Origin of the sequence: Ruegeria sp. HKCCD7255, assembly GCF_013031565.1 — a bacterium.
GTDB lineage: Bacteria > Pseudomonadota > Alphaproteobacteria > Rhodobacterales > Rhodobacteraceae > Ruegeria.
The window spans coordinates 594,061-614,976 of the sequence record NZ_WQAG01000001.1; the positions used below are offsets into that span (position 1 = coordinate 594,061).

The window sequence follows — 20,916 nt, forward strand, 5'->3', positions numbered from 1 at the left end:
AAAGGGATGTTTGAAAAGTTTACACGCGCCGGGCGAACCAATGAGGCCGAAGTCATTCAGCTGAACCAGCATGCTGATCAAATGGCCAAGGACATTCAGCCAGACACCACAACGGAAGATACCGAACTCGCAGACTGGCTTGAGCTAAAAAGCACGTTGCACGAGGCTTTGCTGGAACGGTTGAACCTTTCCGTGATAGAAAAGGTTGAAAAGGACGTGCTACGGCGCGAAGTCGCCGGGGTCGTTGGAGGTGCTCTGTCCCAAACTGGCAGGCCGCTGAATACCGAAGACTTCAACCGCATCGTCGAAGAACTTCTGGACGAAATTCTGGGTTTTGGCCCATTGGAGCCGTTGCTGGCCGATCCAACGATCAATGACATTCTGGTTAACGGTTATCAGACGGTCTATGTCGAACGCTCTGGCCTGCTGGAACGCGTGCCGGTGCGGTTCCGCGATGAAAAGCACCTGCTGCGGGTTATCGACAAGATCGTCAGCAAGATCGGGCGGCGTGTCGATGAACGGCAGCCTTGGGTGGATGCCCGGCTGGAAGATGGCAGCCGTGTCAACGCAATCATCCGCCCTTGTTCGATTGATGGCCCCAGCGTTTCAATCCGTAAATTCGCGCAGTCAAAACTGACGATGGAAAAGCTGGTCGCAAGTGGGGCTCTGAACGATGCCGCCGCGCGGTTCCTGCAAGCGCTGGTATACGCGCGCCTGAACGTTCTGATCGCCGGCGGGACGGGGTCGGGGAAGACAACGATGTTGAACGCCCTGTCTTCGTATATCGACCATGGCGAGCGTGTTGTCACCATTGAAGACGCAGCAGAGCTGCAACTCCAGCAGGAGCACGTTGTGCGACTGGAAACACGCCCGCCATCTCCGTCTGGCGACGGCCAGGTCATTCAGCGTGATCTGGTGCGCAACGCGCTGCGTATGCGCCCCGACAGGATTATTGTCGGTGAGGTTCGCGGAGCGGAGACATTCGACATGCTTCAGGCCATGAATACGGGGCATGACGGCTCGATGACGACTGTACATGCGAACTCGGCACGCGATTCATTGGGCCGCTTGGAGCAGATGGTCACGATGACGGGTATCGAATTTCCCGCCGCAGCCATTCGATCCCAGATCGCGTCGGGGCTGCACTTTATTGTGCATCTGTCGCGGTTGGCGGATGGGTCGCGCCGCGTCACCAGCATTTCGGAAATAACCGGGATGGAAGGTGAGATCATCACGATGCAAGACATCTTCGTGTTCCAGAAGGAAGGCCGCGCGGAAAGCGGCGAGGTACTTGGTCGGTTTGTTCCCACCGGGATTCGCCCGAAATGCTATGACATGCTCACAGCTGCTGGTGTCGATCTCGAACCCGAGACTTTCCGAGTATCAGGAGGCTGAAGCATGACCAGTATTAACACAGCCGAACTTCTTAACTATCTGACGCTGGCTTGCGTCTTCGTCGGAATGTTCATGCTGATTACCGGTGTGTTCCACTTTGCCCGTCGCGGTGAAAATCACGCCGAGGCCCGCAACCGACGAATGCGCATGGTCCGGCAAGGCGTTACTGATGAAGATCGGCTCGCCTTGCTCCTTCCCGAGACCCAGACAGGGTTTTTTGCGAAGATCCCGTTTTTTGGGAACTTGCCGGATACACTAGTTCAGGCGGGACTGCATGTTTCAGCTAAGAATTTTGTGCTGCTTTGCCTGTTTGGCACCTTGGCGATCGCAACCGTCGGTATGATGTTTCTGCCGCCCTGGCAGGCGGCCCCGATCGCACTCATCATAGGTGTGCTTATGCCTGCTTTGGTGGTGAAATCGCGACAGACTGAACGCCAAAAAGCTTTGACCAGTCAGTTGCCCGATGCGCTAGAGCTAATGGCGCGAGGCCTGAAAATTGGCCACCCGGTCAACACCTCGATCAAAGCCGTTGCGGACGAGATGCAAGACCCTATCGGGACCGAGTTCGGCATCATTTTCGACCAGATCAGTTTTGGCGACGAATTGCCCGACGCGGTTCAAGACTTTGCTGACCGAGTCGGTTCGGAAGATGCACAATACCTGGCGGCAAGCATGGCAATCCAACACGGCACAGGTGGCGATCTGGAGCGGATCGTGTCCGTTCTGGCCACCGTTGTCAGACGGCGCATTGCATTGCGTGCGCGGATAAAGGCTATTTCCGCAGAAGGGCGCCTGTCCGGGTTTCTTCTGTCGATCATTCCGCTGGTGATCATGGGGGTAATGTCGATCAACGCACCGGGATATTACACCGATATCAGTGACGATCCCGCATTCATCAAACTTGCTGTGCTGGTTGTCGTTCTGATGGTCTCGAACGTAATCATCCTGCACAAACTCGTCAATTTCCGTATCTGAGGGCAGTTTCATGGAACATATGCTGGAAATCATGTCGTTGCGTTTCGGTCTTCCAGCCGAAACAATTCTGCTGACCATCTTTGGCCTTGGTGTGTTGCTGGTATTCGTTGCCGTAACCTCGGCACTAAGCCGCCGCCATCCTGCGGCTGTCCGCATCGCCAATCTGCGTGCCCAAAGATATGGGGCACGCAATGATCGTGGACTGTTGCGGGAAACCATTGCTACCCCAAAAGGCCTTTTTAAAGCAGCGCTGCCGAGCAAAGAGTCTGAGCGGCGCAAGATCGAGGAGCAGCTTATTCAGGCCGGGCTGACCGGCCGGAATGCCCTGCGGATCTATACGCTGACGCGAGTATGGCTTGGGATTTTCGTGCCGATGATTCTAGGTCTGCTTATTGTTGCCTCAAGAACTCCTGGCATTCCCGTTCCCAGTGCGATTACAGGCGTTTTTGAATCCATCAGCAAAGCCAACGCCATACAGCTTATCGGTGTGCTGACGGCCGTCGGATATTTCCTGCCAGCAGCCTGGCTGAAGCATCGCCGTAAGGAGCGTCAGCAGCGTATCCGCGACGCGTTTCCAAATGCCCTCGACTTGTTGCAGATTTCGCTTCACTCCGGATTGGGCTTTGATGCAGCTATGACCCGGGTCGGAAACGAACTCGCGCTGGCCTCCCCTGATCTGGCATTTGAGTTTCTGAACACACAGCACGAGATTCAGGCTGGGCGTCCCCGCGCAACCGCGCTGTCTGACATGGCGCGACGTACAGGGGTTGATGAAATCCAGTCATTTGCCACAGTCGTCCAGCAATCCATTCGCTACGGAACGAGCATGTCCGAAGCCCTGACCACCTATGCATCTGAAATGCGGGATTCCCGTGAAACCAGGGCGCAGGAGCTGGCAAATCAGTTACCAGTAAAGATGTCGGCCGTTCTGGCTGCACTGATGCTGCCGACGCTGATAATCATCACCGCCGCACCTTCGATGATTCGATACTTCCGGGGCTTTGGGGCGTAGAATTCGTGCTCGGTTCCACTGCAATAACGTATTCAAACAGGCCGTGTTTCCAAAATGAGAACAAACAGAGCTCTTGTCGTGGAACTTTTTTGCTCGACTTAGGCTGATATGGCTAAACTTTTAAGCAGTTAAGTGGAGTCCGGCCACACAAAAAAATCGAGACACAATCGACGGGTGGGGGCGCTTGTCGAAAGGGTTGATCGGGTTTCGGTCAATGTTAAACGGTATGAATGGTATGTTTTCGGCGCATCGTTTCGCGCCAGATGCAATGGCACCGACTTCAGAACTTCTTAAAGTCGTAGCGGTCCTTTGCCAGGCCTCTCAGGGGAAAGTTCCATTGCTAAACGCATTGCGTGAAACGGCTCGCGCGATTGATGCCGAAGTGGTTGCAATCAGCCGGGTCGACCTGCAAGGCAATCAGAATTCGGCAAAAGTGCTGAGCTACGACGCCAATCACAAGACGCCGGAAAGTTTCAGCGGCTTCGATTTCTGCATCGCGCCTGCGATCTGCGGCGACAACATGAGCCGGGCCAAACTCGGGTCGGCTTGGTTCGGCAAGCTCGATGACCTTTCCGAATACGAACATCTGTCAGAGTTCTATGAGTTCCGCAGATTTTACGAGTCTGTATCCATTTTGCTGGAAAGACAAAATGGTGTCGCCGACTTTCTGGAATTGCATTTTAACCACCCCATCTCTTCGGCTCTGGTAGATATTCTGAGCGTTCTGGGCCCTGTTCTGTCGGATTGCTGGAAGAAAAGATCTCTTGGTCGGTTTTCCGAAGCGAAGCTGAAGAACACACGCCGAAAGCTTATCAAGAAAGAACCAAAAAGCATTTTGTCTATGGACAACCCTTGTCGGCTGAGTCGCTCGGAGTATCGGGTTTGCCTGTTACTGGCGCGGGGACTGAACAACAACGCCTTGTTGTCCGAGTTGTCGATTTCAATTTCGACACTGCGTACGCATCTTCGCAATATCTACGTCAAAACAGAAACATCCTCTCAAGCCGAATTGATCCATGATTTGTTGACCCCGATGGTCAAGCGCCAATCGCCGACTGCGAGTAGCAAAAATGTCGCCTGAAGTCGCGCAGTTCGTCCCTTTGATCGTCATCACCCCGCTTTTGGCTGCAATGGCATGGAATGACCTGAAGAACCTCAAGATATCCAATAGGCTGGTGCTGACTATGCTCGCCGCTTTTGTCCTCTCCACGCCCGTGTTTCTATCCTTCCACGAGACGTTATACCGCGCGGTCTTCGGCGTCGGCGTATTTGTCGTTGGTTTTGTTGGTTTCACGCTGCGCCTGTGGGGTGGAGGCGACGTAAAGGCAATCGCCGCGCTGATATTGTTTGTGCCCAGCTACTTTCTTTTGCTGTTCTTTTATACTTTCACCCTGTCCATGGTCGTAGGCATGCTGTTTGTGATCACAACCCGCTCGATAATTGGATTTCCGGAATGCCGCTGGCTCGCATTGCGACCAAAAGCCAGCTATCCGATGGGTGTGTCGATAGCCATGTCGGGTGTGTTATTGCCCTTGGTTGCGATGGGTTTGGGGTAGAACTCTTAGGGTGGTCTTAGGCCTCATAGCCAATAAAAACGGTTGCTGGACTGCTATGGCGGAAAGGAAGGCTCTCCAATTTGCGTCTGCAAAGAATATCCGGTTGCCGCCCTCGCGCCGGATGCCGGGCATCAATTCAATGGCTGCAAAGGGGCTTAACGTCGTCATTAGGTGCTTGGGCGCCAACAGCTGCTTAGTCCGCAAACCGGACATTCGCCGCGATTTGGCGAACGTTTACACGAGCCCAAAGCGGTCTTTGCAATGTTCAGATTGGAACCTTTCCCATCGGCACGTTAGCAATGTGTAGCCTCTAGTTTTTGGGCATACGACCGACTTTCGTGTACACTCGCCACACTGCTCTGTCGAAAAGCTGAATAAAGCAATCAACTTCCTTGGGGGGAGAAACTATGTCAATCGAAACGACCGCACGAGAATTTTTTGAGGCTTGCGAGACTGGTAAGGGTTGGGAAGGGTGCAAAGGCTATTGCCATGAAGACGCTACATTCTCTGCTCAGGCAGATGCGTTAGCTGACGTACCTACGCTGGAGGGGTATGCGGAGTGGATGAAGGGTTTGCTGACACCCGTCCCAGATGGTCACTACGAGTTGAAGTCATTCTCGACCGATGCAGATCGTGGCGTTGTAACAGCATTTGCCGTGTTTCACGGAACCCACTCGGTAGACGGGCCAGTGCCCGCGACCGGAAATAAGGTTGCGGCAGATTACGTCTATGCGATGGAGTTTGACGGTGACAAAATTAAGCACATGACCAAGATTTGGAATGACGTTCACTCGTTAAAGCAACTCGGCTGGGCATAACCGTTGTAGGATGATTTGTGCGTAAGCGGCCTGAATTGGCGGTGGCCCCTTTGTCCGCACAGCAGAACAAAAAACAGCCCACCGGGTAGGTGGGCTGTTTTTGTTGAGCGGTTTCTTACTCAAAGTTGACGCACGGCTCCTTTCGCGGCGCTGGTGGTCAACTTGGCGTAGGCTTTCAGCGCTGTCGACACTTTGCGCTTGCGGGGCTCTGCCGGTTCCCAGCCTTTTGCGTCCTGCTCGGCGCGGCGGGTGGCCAGCTCTTCCTCGGACACCGCCAAGTGGATCGTGCGGTTGGGGATGTCGATCTCGATCCGGTCGCCGTTTTTGACCAACCCGATCTCACCGCCTTCGGCCGCCTCGGGTGAGACATGGCCGATCGACAGGCCCGATGTACCCCCCGAGAAACGCCCATCCGTCAGTAGGGCACAGGCTTTGCCCAGGCCTTTGGATTTCAGGTATGACGTCGGATACAGCATTTCCTGCATCCCCGGACCACCGCGTGGGCCCTCATAGCGGATCACCACCACGTCGCCCTCTTTGACCTTGCCGGTCAGGATGTCATTGACGGCCTGGTCCTGGCTTTCGCACACATAGGCCGAGCCGGTAAATTTCAGGATGTTCTCATCCACGCCTGCGGTTTTCACGATACAGCCGTCGCGCGCGATATTGCCGAAGAGAACCGCCAGACCGCCATCCTGGCTGAAAGCGTGTTCTTTCGCCCGGATCACACCGGTTTCGCGGTCTGTATCCAGCTCTTTGTATCGGTTCGACTGGCTGAAGGCCTGCGTTGTCCGCACACCACCGGGCGCGGCTTTGAACAGATCCTGCGCCTTTGGGTTGTTGGCAACCTTGATGTCCCAATTGGCAATCGCCTCACCCATGGTAGCCGAATGGACGGTGCAGCAGTCTTCATGCAGAAGGCCTGCGCGGCTCAGTTCACCTAGGATCGAGAAAATGCCGCCAGCGCGGTGGACGTCTTCCATATGTACGTTCTCGGTATTGGGTGCGACCTTGCAGAGGCACGGAACCTGTCGGCTGAGCCGGTCCATATCGGACATGGTGAAATCGACACCGCCCTCGCTGGCGATGGCCAGAAGGTGCAGCACCGTGTTGGTTGATCCACCCATGGCGATATCCAGGCTCATTGCGTTTTCAAACGCGTCAAACGTGGCGATCTCGCGGGGCAGGAACCCTTTTTCGTCCAGCTCATAATGCCGCTTGGTGATCTCGACGATGCGGCGACCGGCCTCCAGGAACAGTTCTTTGCGGTCCGAATGCGTCGCCAGGGTCGAGCCGTTGCCGGGCAGCGCGAGACCCAGCGCCTCGGCCAGACAGTTCATTGAGTTCGCCGTGAACATGCCCGAGCATGAGCCGCAAGTCGGGCAGGCGTTTTCTTCGATATGTTTGACCTGTTCGTCGGTGTATTTGTCATCCGCTGCGGCGACCATCGCGTCGACCAGATCGATCTTTTTGACGTCCAGATCGGCGATGTCGATCTTGCCCGCCTCCATCGGCCCGCCCGAGACAAAAATGGCCGGAATGTTCAGCCGCATGGCGGCCATCAACATACCCGGTGTGATCTTGTCGCAGTTCGAGATACAGACCATCGCATCAGCACAATGGGCGTTGACCATATATTCGACCGAATCCGCGATCACTTCCCGCGAGGGTAGGGAATAGAGCATACCGTCATGGCCCATGGCGATCCCGTCATCCACCGCAATCGTGTTGAATTCCTTGGCCACACCGCCTGCGGCTTCAACCTCGCGCGCGACCATCTGGCCCAGATCTTTCAGGTGCACGTGACCGGGGACAAATTGGGTGAACGAGTTGACGATAGCGATGATCGGCTTGCCGAAATCGTCATCGCCCATACCAGTGGCGCGCCACAGGCCACGCGCGCCCGCCATGTTGCGGCCATGGGTAGAGGTTCTGGATCTGTACAATGGCATGATGCTGTTTCCCTTTTGCCTCGGGTTGCATGTTCGAAGGATTGTGCGTTATAGCGCACGTATCACATGTGCGCTATAACGCACAAGAGGATTCGGAAGGCCGGGATATGGCACCAGACGAGATTACGCTGAAACTTCGGGAAGTGCGCGCCGCGTCGGGTCTGAGCTTGTCGAAAGTGGCCGAGATGACGGGTGTCAGCAAAGCGATGCTAGGCCAGATCGAACGCGGTGAATCCAGCCCGACGATTGCGACGCTTTGGAAGATTGCCAAAGGGTTTCAACTGCCGCTGAGCGCTTTGATCGGGCCATCGGCGCTGCGTGATCCGGCCAATTCGGGCGTGTTCCAGACAGTGACCTTCCCCGGCAGTATCGAGGTCAAGATCGTCTTTCCTTTTGATCCCGCACTTGGCGCCGAAACCTTTCACGTCCAGCTTGCTCCGAACCAAAGCCACGAGTCGCCGCCTCATGCAGCAGGGGTGACCGAAGAGGTCTTTGTGCTGAGCGGTCACCTGGAAATCCTGCGCAATGGCGACTGGCTGCCCTTGCAAACCGGCCAGGGCCTGCGCTTTGCCGCAGATCAACCGCATGGCTACCGCGCCGGATCAGACGGGGCTGCGTTCCTCAACATGCATCACTATGCTCAAAACCCTGAGGTTTCTGAACGGGTATCCCATGACCGCACTGCTTGACAGCCTGACTATCGTGGACGCCATCGGCTCTTTCGGGGCGCTGATTGTGGTTGCAGCCTATTTCGCGACGCAGATGCGGATGATGAACTCCGACGATCTGGCCTTTCCGGTGGTGAATCTGCTGGGCTCGGTGATGATCGTCTATTCGCTGGTCTACAACTTCAATCTGGCCTCGATGCTGATCGAAGGGTTCTGGATTTTGATCAGCATTGTCGGGATCGTGCAGCATATCAGGTTGCGCCGGTCGGCAGAATAGGCGCTATCCAGCCTTGAACCGCCATGCTGCCGGGTATAGGGAAAATTCAAGCTCGCTTAGGAGATGCTAAGATGCAGGATGATCCCAAAACCCTTGTATCCACGGATTGGCTGGCCGCTCATATGAAAGACCCGGATCTGCGGATTTTGGATGGGTCGTGGTACCTGCCGTCGCAGAACCGTGACGCCAAAGCCGAATATGATGCGGGCCATATCCCGGGTGCGCGGTTTTTTGATATCGACGATATATCCGACCACCGTTCGGACCTGCCGCATATGGCGCCACCGGTGGAAAAGTTCATGTCGCGGCTGCGCGCGATGGGTGTGGGCGACGGGCATCAGGTGGTGGTCTATGACGGGGCTGGGCTGATGTCAGCTGCGCGGGTTTGGTGGTTGTTCCGCCTGATGGGGCAGGAGAACATTGCTGTTCTTGATGGCGGGCTGCCCAAATGGCAAGCTGAGGGGCGTGAGATCGAAGATCTGCCGCCCGTTATCCGCGACCGCCACATGACGGTGCGGGTTCAAAACCATCTGGTGCGCGATGTCACTCAGGTCTCGGCTGCGTCCAAACTGGCGGATCACGAGATCATCGATGCGCGCGCCGCCGCGCGTTTTGCCGGTACCACGCCCGAGCCGCGCGAAGGGTTGCGTTCGGGCCATATTCCCGGGTCACGCAACGTACCCTTTACCGATTTGCTGAATAAGGACGCGACGATGAAGTCGCCCGACGCGTGCCGCGCCGTTTTTGAGGCTGCTGGCGTTGATCTGTCAAAACCCGCCATCACCTCTTGCGGGTCGGGCGTGACCGCCGCGATCCTCAGCCTTGCGCTGGAACGCATGGGCAAGAAAGACCATTCGCTTTATGACGGCTCCTGGGCGGAATGGGGTGCCTTCCCGACCCTGCCCGTCGCAACCGGAGAGACCTGATGTTCGAGAACCTCAAACCGCAGCCCGCCGACAAGATCCTGGCTTTGATGCAGATGTATCGCGAAGACCCGCGAGACCAGAAGATTGATCTGGGTGTTGGTGTCTACAAAAACGCCGAGGGCGTGACCCCGGTGATGCGCGCGGTCAAAGCCGCCGAGAAACATATTTGGGAAGAGCAGGACAGCAAAGCCTATACCGGTCTGGCCGGTGATCCGGCTTTTGCAGACGCAATGATCGGCCTGATCCTGGGCAGCGCGGTTCCGCGCGCCAATATCGCCGCTGTGGCCACCCCCGGCGGCACCGGCGCCTGTCGTCAGGCGTTCGAGATGATCCGGATGGCCAACCCGTCTGCGCGCGTCTTTGTCTCGAACCCGACATGGCCCAACCACCTTTCGATCCTGAACTATCTGGGTATCGAGACGGTTCAGTACCGCTATTTCGACAGCGAAACCCGCGGCGTTGATTTCGACGGTATGATTGCCGATCTGAAGACGGCCAAGCCCGGCGACGTGGTCCTGCTTCATGGATGCTGCCACAACCCTACGGGTGCCAACCTGAACATGGTGCAGTGGCAAGAAGTTGTGAACATCATCAACGCGCAAGGCCTCGTGGCGATGATCGACATCGCCTATCAAGGCTTTGGCGACGGGCTGGAGGAAGACGCGCAAGCAACCCGTCTGGTGGCCTCATCCGTCAGCCGCTGCCTGATCGCGGCGTCCTGTTCGAAGAACTTTGGCGTCTACTGTGAGCGCACGGGTCTGTTGATGGCCATCAGCGACAAAGCCGAAGAAACAGCGCTGAATCAAGGCACGCTGGCGTTTCTCAACCGCCAGAATTATTCCTTCCCGCCCGATCACGGCGCACGGGTTGTGACCACGATCCTGAACGATGATGCCTTGCGCGCCGACTGGGCTACTGAGCTGGAAGAGGTGCGTCTTTCCATGCTGGGGCTGCGTCAGCAACTGGCCGATGAGCTGCAACATCTCAGCGGGTCCGACCGGTTTGGTTTTGTCGCCCAACATCGCGGCATGTTCTCACGCCTCGGTGCAGCCCCGGAACTGGTTGAGCAGCTGCGTAACGAACATGGTATCTACATGGTCGGCGACAGCCGGTTGAACATCGCGGGGCTGAACGCCACCACCGTGCCGATACTGGCGCAGGCGATTGTCGACGTCGGCGTCTGAGGCACTGGCGAGAAACACAAAAAGGCTGCGCGAAACCCGCAGCCTTTTTTTTTGTCGCGATAAGATGAAGACCTGATCCTAGGCCAAGGCCATTTCCAAGGCCTTTGCGCAGTGAATGCGCGTGGTGTCGAAAACCGGGTAGGAAACGTTTTCGGGGTTCAGCAGCATTCCAACTTCGGTACAGCCAAGGATCAGGCTGTCTGCTCCGGCGTCAGACAGACGTCGCGCAATCTCGACATAGGCTGTTTTGCTGTCCTCTGTAACAATGTCTTTGCACAGCTCTTCGTAAATGATGCGGTGCGTGGTGATTTGATCGGCTTCGGTGGGCAAAACTGGCGTCAACCCGGCCGCATGCAGACGATCGGTGTAAAAACTCTGTTGCATTGTGAAGGCCGTTGCCATCAGGCCAGGAGACGTCAGGCCCGCGGATTGGATGGCGTCCGCTGTGGCGTCGGCAATATGCACAAAGGGAATTGAAACGCTGTCCATCATCTGATCGGCCAGCTTGTGCATCGTGTTGGTTGCAAGCACCAGAAGATCTGCACCACCCCCTTCCAGTGCCAGGGCTTCGCGGTTCAGAATGCTACCGGCGCTGTTCCAGTCGCCCTTGCTTTGCAGAACCGCAATTTCAGCGAAATCCAGTGACCGGATCAAAAGCTGAGGGGAATGCAGACCACCAAGACGCTGCCGGGTTAGATCGCAGAGCACGCGATAGTAGATTTGTGTCGAGGCAGCGGACATGCCGCCGAGAATACCGATTGTTTTCACCCAGACCTCCCGAACCCGCACAATCGCGGTACTTCTGAGATGTCGCGGACTGCTGATCCGGTCAAGCAGCAGTATTGTATCAAACACAAAAAAGCCGGGCGCGAACGCCCGGCTTTCGGATCTTGATGGATCAGCTCTTAGCCTTTGGAGAACTCGGGGTAGGCTTCCATACCCAGCTCTGCCATATCCAGACCGTTGATCTCGTCCTCTTCGCTGACGCGGATGCCCATTGTCGCCTTCAGGATGGTCCACAGGATCAGTGCACCGACAAAGGTGAAGACACCGTATGCAACGATACCGGTCAGCTGCGTAACCAGGCTGGCTTCGCCATAGAAGATCACGGCGATGGTGCCCCAGATACCGGCACACAGGTGAACCGGGATCGCGCCCACAACGTCGTCGATCTTGAACTTGTCCAGCATCGGGACCGCGAGGACCACGATGATACCGCCCACAGCACCGATCCACAGTGCACCGAACAGGGTCGGGGCAAGCGGTTCAGCTGTGATCGAAACCAGGCCAGCCAGTGCTCCGTTCAGCACCATGGTGAGGTCAGGCTTTTTGTACATGATCTGGGTCATCAGCAGGGCTGCAACAGCACCGGATGCGGCAGCCATGTTGGTGTTGGCAAAGATGCGCGACACGTCGGATACGTCACCCACTGTGCCCATCGCCAGCTGCGAGCCGCCGTTGAAGCCGAACCAACCCAGCCACAAGATGAATGTACCCAGTGTGGCCAGTGCCAGGTTCGAACCGGGCATCGGGTGTACTTTGCCGTCTTTGTACTTGCCGATGCGCGGGCCAAGGATCAGACAGCCCGCCAGAGCCGCCCAGCCGCCGACCGAGTGCACGATGGTCGAACCGGCGAAATCCGAGAAGCCAGCTTCGGACAGCCAGCCACCGCCCCACTGCCAGGAGCCCGAGATCGGGTACATGATGCCTGTCAGCACAACGACGAAGATCAGGAAGGGCCACAGCTTGATACGCTCGGCCACGGCACCCGATACGATCGACGCGGTTGCAGCGACAAAGACCAGCTGGAAGAAAAAGTCCGAGCCGATCGAAGCGTAGTCCAGAGCAGCCTCGGCAGGGTCAACACCAACTGGATCAAGCACGGTTGGACCGCCAAGGGCAAAGAACCCGTTGAAGTCGCCCGGATACATCGTGTTGAAGCCGACCAGCCAGTACATGATGGCGGCAATGGAAAACAGCGCGATGTTCTTGGTCATCTGCATGGCCACGTTCTTGGAACGCACCAAGCCACCTTCCAGCATGGCAAAGCCTGCCGCCATGAAGAAGACCAGGAAACCCGCCATCAGGAACAGCAGGGTGGTAAAGATATATTGGGTATGCAGCGCGGCCTCGCCCTCGGTAGCCTCTTGCGCCAGACCCATCTGCGGCAGCGCAACGATCGCAGCGGCAGGGATGAGTGATTTCATCAGGTTCATTGTCAATCCTCGAATGATGTGAGTTCGGGGCGCTTTACAGCGCTTCCTCGTTGGTTTCCCCGGTCCGCACGCGCAGCGCCTGCTCGACATCGAGGACAAAAATCTTGCCGTCGCCGATCTTGCCGGTCTTGGCGGTGTTGGTGATGGTCTCGACGATCTGGTCGGCCATGGTCGCGGGTACCACGATTTCGAGTTTGATCTTCGGCACGAAATTCACAGCGTATTCAGCGCCGCGATAGATTTCGGTGTGACCGGATTGCGAGCCAAAGCCCTTAATCTCGGTCACCATCATGCCGCGCACGCCCGCTTCGGTCAGTGCTTCGCGCACCTCCTCGAGCTTGAACGGCTTGATTGTCGCAATGATGAGTTTCACGTTCGTCCCCTCTGCTTCCCCGGTTAGACCGGCCTATTTGCACCTGCAGAAAAAGACCGTAACGAAAGGACCATGGGAACGATTCCGGGCCTGAAACCTCTGGGAAAATCCTAAGAAGTTGCACATTTTTTGCACAAATCGGGGTGTTTGATTAAATATTAGTCAAATTGAAGAGTGGAGATTTCCGAATTTCACACCTCTACATGACATTGAGGGCAGGCTATGGTGTGGCAAAAGAAAAAACGGGCAGAGTTAAAGCATGGCTGAGTCCAAGCGCCGAAAGTCGCCGCTGGTTGCGGACAAGCGCTATCCGTCGAAGGGGCGAAAGCCTTCGGCGAAAAAGCGCGTTGCAAAACCGGCGGGCAAGAAGGCGACAGCGCGAAAAACGATAACGCGGCGTAGCAGGCGCAAGCGATCCACCCGCAAACGTGGAGGCGGCGGTGGCTTTTTCCGTCGCCTGTTCCGCTGGATTTGGCGGGTGATCTGGGGTCTAACCTGGCGCGTTGGAGCGGTATCGGCCTTGCTGCTGGCCCTGGCTGTTGGTGTCGTCTATTCCTCTTTGCCCGAAGTCGACGCGCTGATGGATGGCCGCGCGAAAGGCTCGGTGACGCTATTGGACCGGGACGGCAAGGTCTTCGCCTGGCGCGGGGACCAGTTTGGTGGGGTTATCACCGCTGACACGGTCTCACCCCATCTGAAACACGCGGTCGTCGCAACTGAGGATAAACGCTTTTATCGTCATTTCGGGGTAAGCCCCCGCGGTGTGGCAAGCGCGGTGCGCATCAACCTGCGAGAAGGACGCGGGCCGCTTTCGGGCCATGGTGGATCGACGATTTCGCAACAAACCGCCAAGCTGCTGTGCCTTGGAGTGGTTTATGAGCCGGACCAATGGGAATCCGAGGCTGCGTATGAGGCCGATTGCCGACAGGGGTCTTTGTGGCGCAAGGCGAAAGAGGCGATCTATGCGATAGCGATGGAGGTCAAGTACTCCAAGGACGAGATTCTGACGATTTATCTGAACCGGGCCTATCTGGGCTCGGGCGCGCGTGGGTTCGAAGCTGCGAGCCAAAGGTATTTCGGCAAATCCGCCGCCGAAGTTGCCCCTGCCGAGGCGGCCATGTTGGCCGGGTTGCTGGTGGCACCGACGCGGTTTGCGCCAACGAACAATCTGCAACGCTCGCAGGATCGGGCGCGGCTGGTAGTTGGGCTGATGGAGGAACAGGGTTATCTGTCCGCAGCGCAGGCCAGCGAGGCGCGCAGCCGTCCGGCGCAACTGTCCGAGGCCGCGGCGGCGCGGGCGGGCGGGTATTTCGCCGATTGGGTTATGGCCAGCGGGCCCGAGTTCTTCACGCGCAACACCACCGAAGATGTGGTGATCCGCACAACGCTGGACCAACGCTTGCAAAGTTCGGCAGAAGACGCGTTGAAATACATCTTTGAGGAAAAGGTGCGCGAGGGCTCCAAAGCGCAGGCCGCGATCGTGGTGATGTCTGCCGATGGTGCGGTTCGGGCAATGGTCGGCGGGCGCAAGACCCGCGTTTCCGGCGCATTCAACCGTGCCACCCAGGCGCTGCGCCAGACCGGGTCTTCGTTCAAACCGTTTGTTTATGCCACGGCTCTTGAACTGGGCTATTCGCCTCTGGATACCGTGATGGACGAGCCCTATTGCGTCGACATCCCCGGCTCGGGCCAGTGGTGCCCCAAGAACTATACCAACAAGTTCTACGGCCGCGTGACGCTGGCGGATGCGCTGATGAACTCTTTGAACATTCCAGCGGTAAAAGTGGCCGAGATTTCGGGGCTTGAGAATGTGCGCACCGTGGCCAGTGGATTTGGCATCGCCAGCGATCTGGCCCAGGGACCAGCGTTGGCGCTGGGTGCGTCGGAAAGCACGCTGATCGAGATGACGGGCGCCTATGCCGGTATCTTGAACGGCGGGTCTGCGGTTGAACCTTATGGACTGACTGAGTTGAAGCTGCTCGGGGACGAAACCCCCGTCATGGTGACCACAACCGGGATCGGTGAGCGGGTGATCAACGACAAAGCCGCCCGCGAACTCACCTGGATGATGGAGCGCGTGGTGTCGGAAGGCACCGGCGGTCGCGCCAAATTGCCGGGTTGGCAGGTTGCGGGCAAAACCGGCACCACGCAGGCCGCACGGGATGCCTGGTTCATCGGGTTTACCGCGGACTACGTGGCCGGTGTCTGGATGGGTTATGACGACAACACGCCGCTGTCAGGCGTCACAGGCGGCGGTCTGCCCGCCGAGATCTGGCGCGAAACTATGTTGCGTATCACCGATGGGATGACACCTACTCCCTTGCCCATGTCAGCACCCGAACCTCCGGTTCAAACGGCTCAGCCGCAACGACAACAGCGTCGCCAGCAAGGCGGTTTCGCGCAGGACATCAACAACCTGTTGAACAGTATTTTTGGGAACTGATTGGGTCCGATGTCGGTTTTCGACAAACGATCATTAGAAGCAAAGACCCCACCAATCTGCCGATCGGTGGGGTCCTTTTACGTTCAGAGGCTTTCGTCCAGCGCTTTCAGGATCGCGTCGCCCATTTCTGTTGTCGAGACGGGTGTGACACCTTCGTCTGCCAGCAGATCTCCGGTGCGAACGCCGTCAGCCAGAACCTTTTCAATCGCGGCTTCCAGGCGGTCAGCTTCGGCGCCTTGGTCAAAGCTGTAGCGCAGCGCCATGGCGAAGCTGAGGATACACGCAATCGGGTTGGCCTTGCCCTGACCCGCGATGTCAGGGGCCGAGCCGTGGACGGGTTCATACATGGCCTTGGGGCGACCATTCTCCATCGGTGCACCCAGGCTGGCCGAAGGCAGCATACCCAGCGACCCGGTCAGCATCGCGGCACAGTCGGACAGGATATCGCCGAACAGGTTGTCGGTCACGATGACGTCAAACTGTTTCGGAGCCCGCACCAGCTGCATCGCGCCGTTGTCGGCATACATATGCGTCACTTCAACCTCGGGATAGTCCTTGGCCACACGATCCACGACCTCGCGCCAGAGGATGCCCGATTCCATGACGTTGGCTTTCTCCATCGAGCACAGCTTTTTGTTCCGGCGCATCGCCAGTTCAAATGCTGAGCGCGCAGCGCGTTCGATCTCGGATTCGGTATAGCGTTGGGTGTTGATCCCCACGCGCTCGTTGCCTTCTTGGTGAATGCCGCGCGGCTCGCCGAAGTAGACGCCCGAGGTCAGTTCGCGCACGATCATGATGTCGAGGCCGGCCACGATATCCTTTTTCAGCGACGAAAAATCGGCCAGTGCGTCGAAGCATTGTGCCGGGCGCAGGTTGGAATACAGATCCATTTCCTTGCGCAATCGCAGCAGCCCGCGTTCGGGTTTCAGGCTGAAATCCAGATCGTCGTATTTCGGGCCGCCAACAGCGCCCAGCAGAACGGCATCTGCCGCTTGCGCTTTGGCCATGGTTTCATCCGAAAGCGGTTTGCCATGGGCGTCGTAAGCCGCACCGCCTACCAGATCCTCGCTCACGTCAAAGTGAAGGTCCCGGTTCGCACCGAACCAATCGATGATTCTGCGCACTTCGGCCATAACTTCCGGGCCAATTCCGTCTCCGGGCAGGATAAGGAGCGAAGGGTTGGACATGAAGGATCTCCTTGCGTTTCGTTGCACAGGCCCTAGCGTTTGCGGCGCATCGGGTCAATGAGATGGCCCTTCAATCCATAAGGAAAACACATGCTGACACCTGGAAATCCGGTTCCCGCGTTGAAAATCGATACTGTCGCTCATGGCAGCTTCAATCTGGATGCCGACAAGGGCGAAAATGGAACGTTGGTGATTCAATACCGCGGGTTGCATTGCCCCATTTGTCTAAAGCAAATGGCCGAAGTCGAAGGGGTGCTGGATGAGTTCGCCGAACTTGGGATCGAAGTGATCATGATCACCACAGATACTGCCGAGCGAACCGCAGAGGCAGTGGAGAAAGCAGGGGTCTCGCGTCTGCGGGTTGGGCATGGTCTGCCAATGTCTGAAGCACGCGACGCCTGGGGCTTGCAGATCTCAACCGCGCGCGACGGCAGCGCCGAGCCGGACTTCTTCGCCGAACCCGGGCATTTCTACGTGGCTCCGGACCGGACGCTTTATTACGCTTGGCAGCAAACCACCCCGTTCGGGCGTCCTGCGATGTCAGATATTATTGGTGGTCTGAAATTCACACAGAACAACAATTACCCGCCGCGCGGCACCTATACCGGCGCGTTGTAACGCCAAATTCCCGGCGATGCGCTGAACAGAGCGTCATGCGCATCGCCGCTTTGGTTTGGCATGGCCCGACTCTGTTACAGGCTCCGCGCCCAGCCGTTTTGATCGGCATGCAAGGCAAGATGTGCCTCGGCTGTTTTGCGGATGACCGCCCCGATCTGCAGGATCTCAGCGCTGAGCGGGCTGCTTTTGCGCCAGATTAGTCCCACACTGCGCGACGGTGCTGGAGAAGGAAACCGGGCCACGGACACCTCGGCCGAGCGGATTTCCAGCGACAGCGCCATTTCGGGGATCAAAGTGATGCCGATCCCGGCGCCCACCATTTGCACCAGTGTCGAAAGCGAACTGCCCTCCATGATCTGCTTGGGTCGGGCATTTGCCGGGTCGCAAAACGACAAAGCTTGATCGCGGAAACAGTGCCCTTCCTCTAGCAGCAGCAGATCCATGGCAGACAGTTGCGACGGGCTGGGGATCGGGTTGCCAGCATCCCTGGCGGAGCGGACCAACAGAAACTCTTCTTCAAACAGCGCAAATTCCTGCAACGCGGGTTCCGAGATCGGAAGCGCGACGATGGCCAGGTCCAGTTTCGACGCGGTCATTTCGCTAAGCAGTGTCTCGGTTACCGTCTCTTTGGGTTCCAGTGTCAGATTCGGGAACCGGGCCGCCAGTGCCTGAATGACTGTCGGTAGCAAATAGGGCGCGATGGTCGGGATCATCCCGATCCGCAAGCGCCCAGAAAAGGGCGCAGCTGCCCTGCGCGACAGGTTTCCCAGGTCGTCCACGCGTTCCAAAATATCCTGCGCCCGTTCCAATATATCCTCACCAAACGCGGTCAGGCGGATCTCGCGCGCAGCACGTTCGACCAGGGGGCGGCCCATGATTGCCTCCATTTCTTTGATCTGAACGGACAGTGCGGGTTGCGAGATTGAACAGGCATCAGCCGCGCGCCCGAAATGCCCATGAGAGGCCAATGCGGTGAAATATCGAAGGTGTTTCAGGGTCAGGCTTTTCATAGCTAGAGATTATCAAAACTATTAGAAGTTCCAATTGGAATTTATAATAGAAACGTTCTAAGTTCTGCCCATAAACCCCTCAGACACGACTCAGGAGAATTCAGATGGATGGAAATCCGACAAACCACAAAACAGGTGGTTGCCCGGTCATGCATGGTGGAAACACCGGTATGGACAATTCCGTTACCAAATGGTGGCCGGATGCTTTGAACCTCGACATTCTGGCGCAGCATGACACGCGCACCAATCCAATGGATGCGGATTACAATCACCGCGATGCCGTCAAAGGCCTGGATTTCGCTGCGGTTCGCGCTGACGTCGAAAAGGTTCTGACCGAAAGCAAAGATTGGTGGCCTGCGGACTGGGGTCACTATGGTGGTCTGATGGTTCGTTTGGCCTGGCACTCTGCCGGGTCTTACCGGTTGGGTGACGGCCGTGGTGGCGGTGGTAAGGGCAACATCCGCTTCGCGCCTTTGAACTCATGGCCGGACAACGCCAGCCTGGACAAAGCCCGCCGCCTGTTGTGGCCGGTCAAAAAGAAATACGGAAACGCACTGTCGTGGGCTGACCTGATCTTGCTGTCGGGCACGATGGCTTACGAGTCGATGGGCTTGAAGACATTTGGGTTTGGTTTCGGTCGCGAAGATATCTGGGGTCCTGAGAAAGACGTCTATTGGGGATCGGAAAGCCAGTGGCTGGCGCCGTCCGAGAACCGTTATGGCGATCTGGAAACGCCCGAAACGCTGGAAAACCCGCTGGGCGCGGTCCATATGGGCCTGATCTATGTGAACCCGGAAGGTGTCAACGGCAACCCGGACCCCGCAAAAACCGCTTTGCACATCCGCGAGACTTTTGGTCGGATGGCGATGAATGACGAAGAGACCGCAGCCTTGACCTGCGGCGGTCACACTGTCGGTAAAGCGCACGGTGCGATGGCCGGCGACAATATCGGCGCCGAGCCCGAGGGCTGCCCAGTTACAGGGCAGGGCCTGGGTTGGTCCAACCCCGACCAGCATGGTAAAGCGACCAACGCTTTCACCTCGGGTATCGAAGGCGCTTGGACCAAAGAGCCGCTGAAATGGGATATGGGCTATTTCGACTATCTGTTTGGCTATGAGTGGGAGCTGGGCAAGTCCCCGGCGGGCGCACATCAGTGGCAGCCGATTGATATGCCAGAAGACGAAAAGCCGGTTGATCCCACCGATCCGTCGGTACGCCGCATGCCTGTGATGACCGATGCCGATATGGCGATGAAGGTTGACCCGATCTACAATGAGATCTGCCAAAAGTTCATCGCTGATCCCGACTATTTCGCCGATACCTTTGCCCGCGCCTGGTTCAAGCTGACCCACCGCGACATGGGCCCTCGGGCGAACTATTTCGGCCCGGACGTTCCGGCAGAAGATCTGATCTGGCAGGATCCGATCCCGGCTGGTGCAACCGATTATGACGTGGATGCGGTCAAAGCCAAAATCGCCGCAAGCGGGTTGAGCGCGGTCGAGATGATCACCACCGCCTGGGACAGCGCGCGGACTTTCCGTGGCTCGGACAATCGCGGAGGGGCCAATGGTGCCCGCATCCGCCTGGCGCCGCAGAAGGACTGGGCCGGGAACGAGCCCGAGCGTCTGGCCAAGGTTCTGGGTGTCCTGGAGCCGATTGCTGCCGAAAGCGGCGCATCGATTGCTGATGTGATCGTTCTGGCTGGTAATGTCGGTCTTGAACAGTCGATCAAGGCAGCCGGGTTCGACGTTGAGGTTCCGTTTGCACCGGGTCGTGGTGACGCGACCGATGAGCAAACCGATGCGGACAGCTTCTCGGTGCTGGAGCCGCTCGCAGACGGGTTCCGCAACTGGCAGCTCAAGCCCTACGCTGTATCGCCCGAAGCGATGATGCTGGACCGCGCGCAGTTGCTGGGTCTGACCGCATCCGAAATGACCGTACTGGTCGGCGGTTTGCGGGTTCTGGGTGCAAACCATGGCGGTTCGCAGCACGGTGTCTTTACGGATCGTGTGGGCCAGTTGACGACAGACTTCTTCGTCAACCTGACCGATATGGATCTGGCCTGGGCGCCTGCTGACGATGGCACCTATGAGTTGAAAGACCGCGCTTCGGGTGAGGTCAAGTTCACCGCAACCAGCGCGGATCTGGTGTTCGGCTCGAACTCGATCCTGCGAGCCTATGCCGAGGTCTATGCTCAGGACGACAACGCCGAGAAGTTCGTGCGTGACTTTGTGGCCGCCTGGGACAAGGTCATGATGAACGACCGGTTCGATTTGCTGGCCTAAGCCGGTTCGAACGCAATGATA

Annotated in this window: 19 protein-coding genes; 13 read left to right on the forward strand and 6 right to left on the reverse strand. The window is 57.4% G+C overall.

The genetic code is table 11. From position 1 onward, the window contains the following. Nucleotides 1–6: 6 nt before the first annotated feature. From GOX45_RS02805 to GOX45_RS02830, 6 genes are all read left to right on the forward strand, one after another. Entirely contained in the window at nt 7–1,395 is a 1,389-nt protein-coding gene (locus GOX45_RS02805) for a CpaF family protein (protein ID WP_171097753.1), read from the forward strand. 3 nt (nt 1,396–1,398) lie between these two features. Then, the gene (locus tag GOX45_RS02810; RefSeq protein WP_171097755.1) at nt 1,399–2,370 is read left to right on the forward strand and encodes a type II secretion system F family protein; all 972 of its coding nucleotides are present in this window, start codon (nt 1,399–1,401) and stop codon (nt 2,368–2,370) included. Between the two features lie 10 nt (nt 2,371–2,380). Beyond that, a complete protein-coding gene (locus tag GOX45_RS02815) occupies nt 2,381–3,382 on the forward strand; it encodes a type II secretion system F family protein (protein ID WP_171097757.1) in 1,002 nt (333 codons plus the stop codon). 235 nt (nt 3,383–3,617) lie between these two features. Next, the gene (locus tag GOX45_RS02820) at nt 3,618–4,463 is read left to right on the forward strand and encodes a LuxR family transcriptional regulator (protein ID WP_217350248.1); all 846 of its coding nucleotides are present in this window, start codon (nt 3,618–3,620) and stop codon (nt 4,461–4,463) included. Then, nucleotides 4,453–4,938: a prepilin peptidase gene (locus GOX45_RS02825; RefSeq protein ID WP_171097761.1), complete on the forward strand. Its 486-nt coding sequence runs from the start codon at nt 4,453–4,455 to the stop codon at nt 4,936–4,938. The genes GOX45_RS02820 and GOX45_RS02825 overlap by 11 nt, the downstream gene beginning before the upstream one ends. Nucleotides 4,939–5,345: 407 nt before the next feature. Then, complete coding sequence (locus GOX45_RS02830) at nt 5,346–5,756, forward strand: ester cyclase (RefSeq protein ID WP_171097763.1); 411 nt, start codon at nt 5,346–5,348, stop codon at nt 5,754–5,756. 119 nt (nt 5,757–5,875) lie between these two features. Here GOX45_RS02830 and ilvD read toward each other — a convergent pair whose 3' ends face one another. Beyond that, on the reverse strand, nt 5,876–7,708 hold the full coding sequence (gene ilvD, locus GOX45_RS02835) for a dihydroxy-acid dehydratase (RefSeq protein ID WP_171097765.1): 1,833 nt from the start codon (nt 7,706–7,708) through the stop codon (nt 5,876–5,878). Nucleotides 7,709–7,815: 107 nt separating this feature from the next. On the opposite strand from ilvD, the gene GOX45_RS02840 reads away from it, so the two are divergent. The 4 genes from GOX45_RS02840 to GOX45_RS02855 all read left to right on the forward strand — a co-directional run bounded on the left by GOX45_RS02840 (nt 7,816) and on the right by GOX45_RS02855 (nt 10,763). Next, nucleotides 7,816–8,397: a helix-turn-helix domain-containing protein gene (locus GOX45_RS02840; RefSeq protein WP_171098144.1), complete on the forward strand. Its 582-nt coding sequence runs from the start codon at nt 7,816–7,818 to the stop codon at nt 8,395–8,397. Beyond that, nucleotides 8,381–8,653, forward strand: a complete 273-nt coding sequence (locus tag GOX45_RS02845) for a hypothetical protein (RefSeq protein WP_171097768.1) — start codon at nt 8,381–8,383, stop codon at nt 8,651–8,653. Before GOX45_RS02840 ends, GOX45_RS02845 begins: the two co-directional genes overlap by 17 nt. 71 nt (nt 8,654–8,724) lie before the next feature. Next, nucleotides 8,725–9,579: a 3-mercaptopyruvate sulfurtransferase gene (gene sseA / locus GOX45_RS02850; RefSeq protein WP_171097770.1), complete on the forward strand. Its 855-nt coding sequence runs from the start codon at nt 8,725–8,727 to the stop codon at nt 9,577–9,579. Then, nucleotides 9,579–10,763, forward strand: a complete 1,185-nt coding sequence (locus GOX45_RS02855; RefSeq protein ID WP_171097772.1) for an amino acid aminotransferase — start codon at nt 9,579–9,581, stop codon at nt 10,761–10,763. Before sseA ends, GOX45_RS02855 begins: the two co-directional genes overlap by 1 nt. A gap of 78 nt (nt 10,764–10,841) precedes the next feature. Here GOX45_RS02855 and GOX45_RS02860 read toward each other — a convergent pair whose 3' ends face one another. The 3 genes from GOX45_RS02860 to GOX45_RS02870 all read right to left on the reverse strand — a co-directional run bounded on the left by GOX45_RS02860 (nt 10,842) and on the right by GOX45_RS02870 (nt 13,352). Then, on the reverse strand, nt 10,842–11,531 hold the full coding sequence (locus GOX45_RS02860; RefSeq protein WP_171097774.1) for an aspartate/glutamate racemase family protein: 690 nt from the start codon (nt 11,529–11,531) through the stop codon (nt 10,842–10,844). Between the two features lie 137 nt (nt 11,532–11,668). Then, on the reverse strand, nt 11,669–12,979 hold the full coding sequence (locus GOX45_RS02865) for an ammonium transporter (RefSeq protein ID WP_171097776.1): 1,311 nt from the start codon (nt 12,977–12,979) through the stop codon (nt 11,669–11,671). 34 nt (nt 12,980–13,013) lie between these two features. Then, nucleotides 13,014–13,352 carry a P-II family nitrogen regulator gene (locus tag GOX45_RS02870; RefSeq protein WP_039525370.1) on the reverse strand — a complete coding sequence of 113 codons (339 nt, stop codon included), beginning with the start codon at nt 13,350–13,352 and terminating at the stop codon, nt 13,014–13,016. 259 nt (nt 13,353–13,611) lie between these two features. On the opposite strand from GOX45_RS02870, the gene GOX45_RS02875 reads away from it, so the two are divergent. Further along, nucleotides 13,612–15,795: a transglycosylase domain-containing protein gene (locus GOX45_RS02875; RefSeq protein WP_171097778.1), complete on the forward strand. Its 2,184-nt coding sequence runs from the start codon at nt 13,612–13,614 to the stop codon at nt 15,793–15,795. 83 nt (nt 15,796–15,878) lie between these two features. Here the strand turns inward: GOX45_RS02875 and leuB are convergent, their stop codons facing one another. Next, complete coding sequence (leuB, locus tag GOX45_RS02880) at nt 15,879–16,982, reverse strand: 3-isopropylmalate dehydrogenase (RefSeq protein WP_171097780.1); 1,104 nt, start codon at nt 16,980–16,982, stop codon at nt 15,879–15,881. Between the two features lie 90 nt (nt 16,983–17,072). On the opposite strand from leuB, the gene GOX45_RS02885 reads away from it, so the two are divergent. After that, complete coding sequence (locus GOX45_RS02885) at nt 17,073–17,600, forward strand: redoxin domain-containing protein (protein ID WP_171097781.1); 528 nt, start codon at nt 17,073–17,075, stop codon at nt 17,598–17,600. 74 nt (nt 17,601–17,674) lie between these two features. Here GOX45_RS02885 and GOX45_RS02890 read toward each other — a convergent pair whose 3' ends face one another. Next, nucleotides 17,675–18,610 (reverse strand): hydrogen peroxide-inducible genes activator, encoded by a 936-nt coding sequence (locus tag GOX45_RS02890; protein WP_171097782.1) that lies wholly within the window; start codon nt 18,608–18,610, stop codon nt 17,675–17,677. 104 nt (nt 18,611–18,714) lie between these two features. Here GOX45_RS02890 and katG point away from each other — a divergent pair, with 104 nt between their 5' ends. Beyond that, the gene (gene katG / locus GOX45_RS02895) at nt 18,715–20,895 is read left to right on the forward strand and encodes a catalase/peroxidase HPI (RefSeq protein WP_171097785.1); all 2,181 of its coding nucleotides are present in this window, start codon (nt 18,715–18,717) and stop codon (nt 20,893–20,895) included. Nucleotides 20,896–20,916 lie beyond the last annotated feature (21 nt).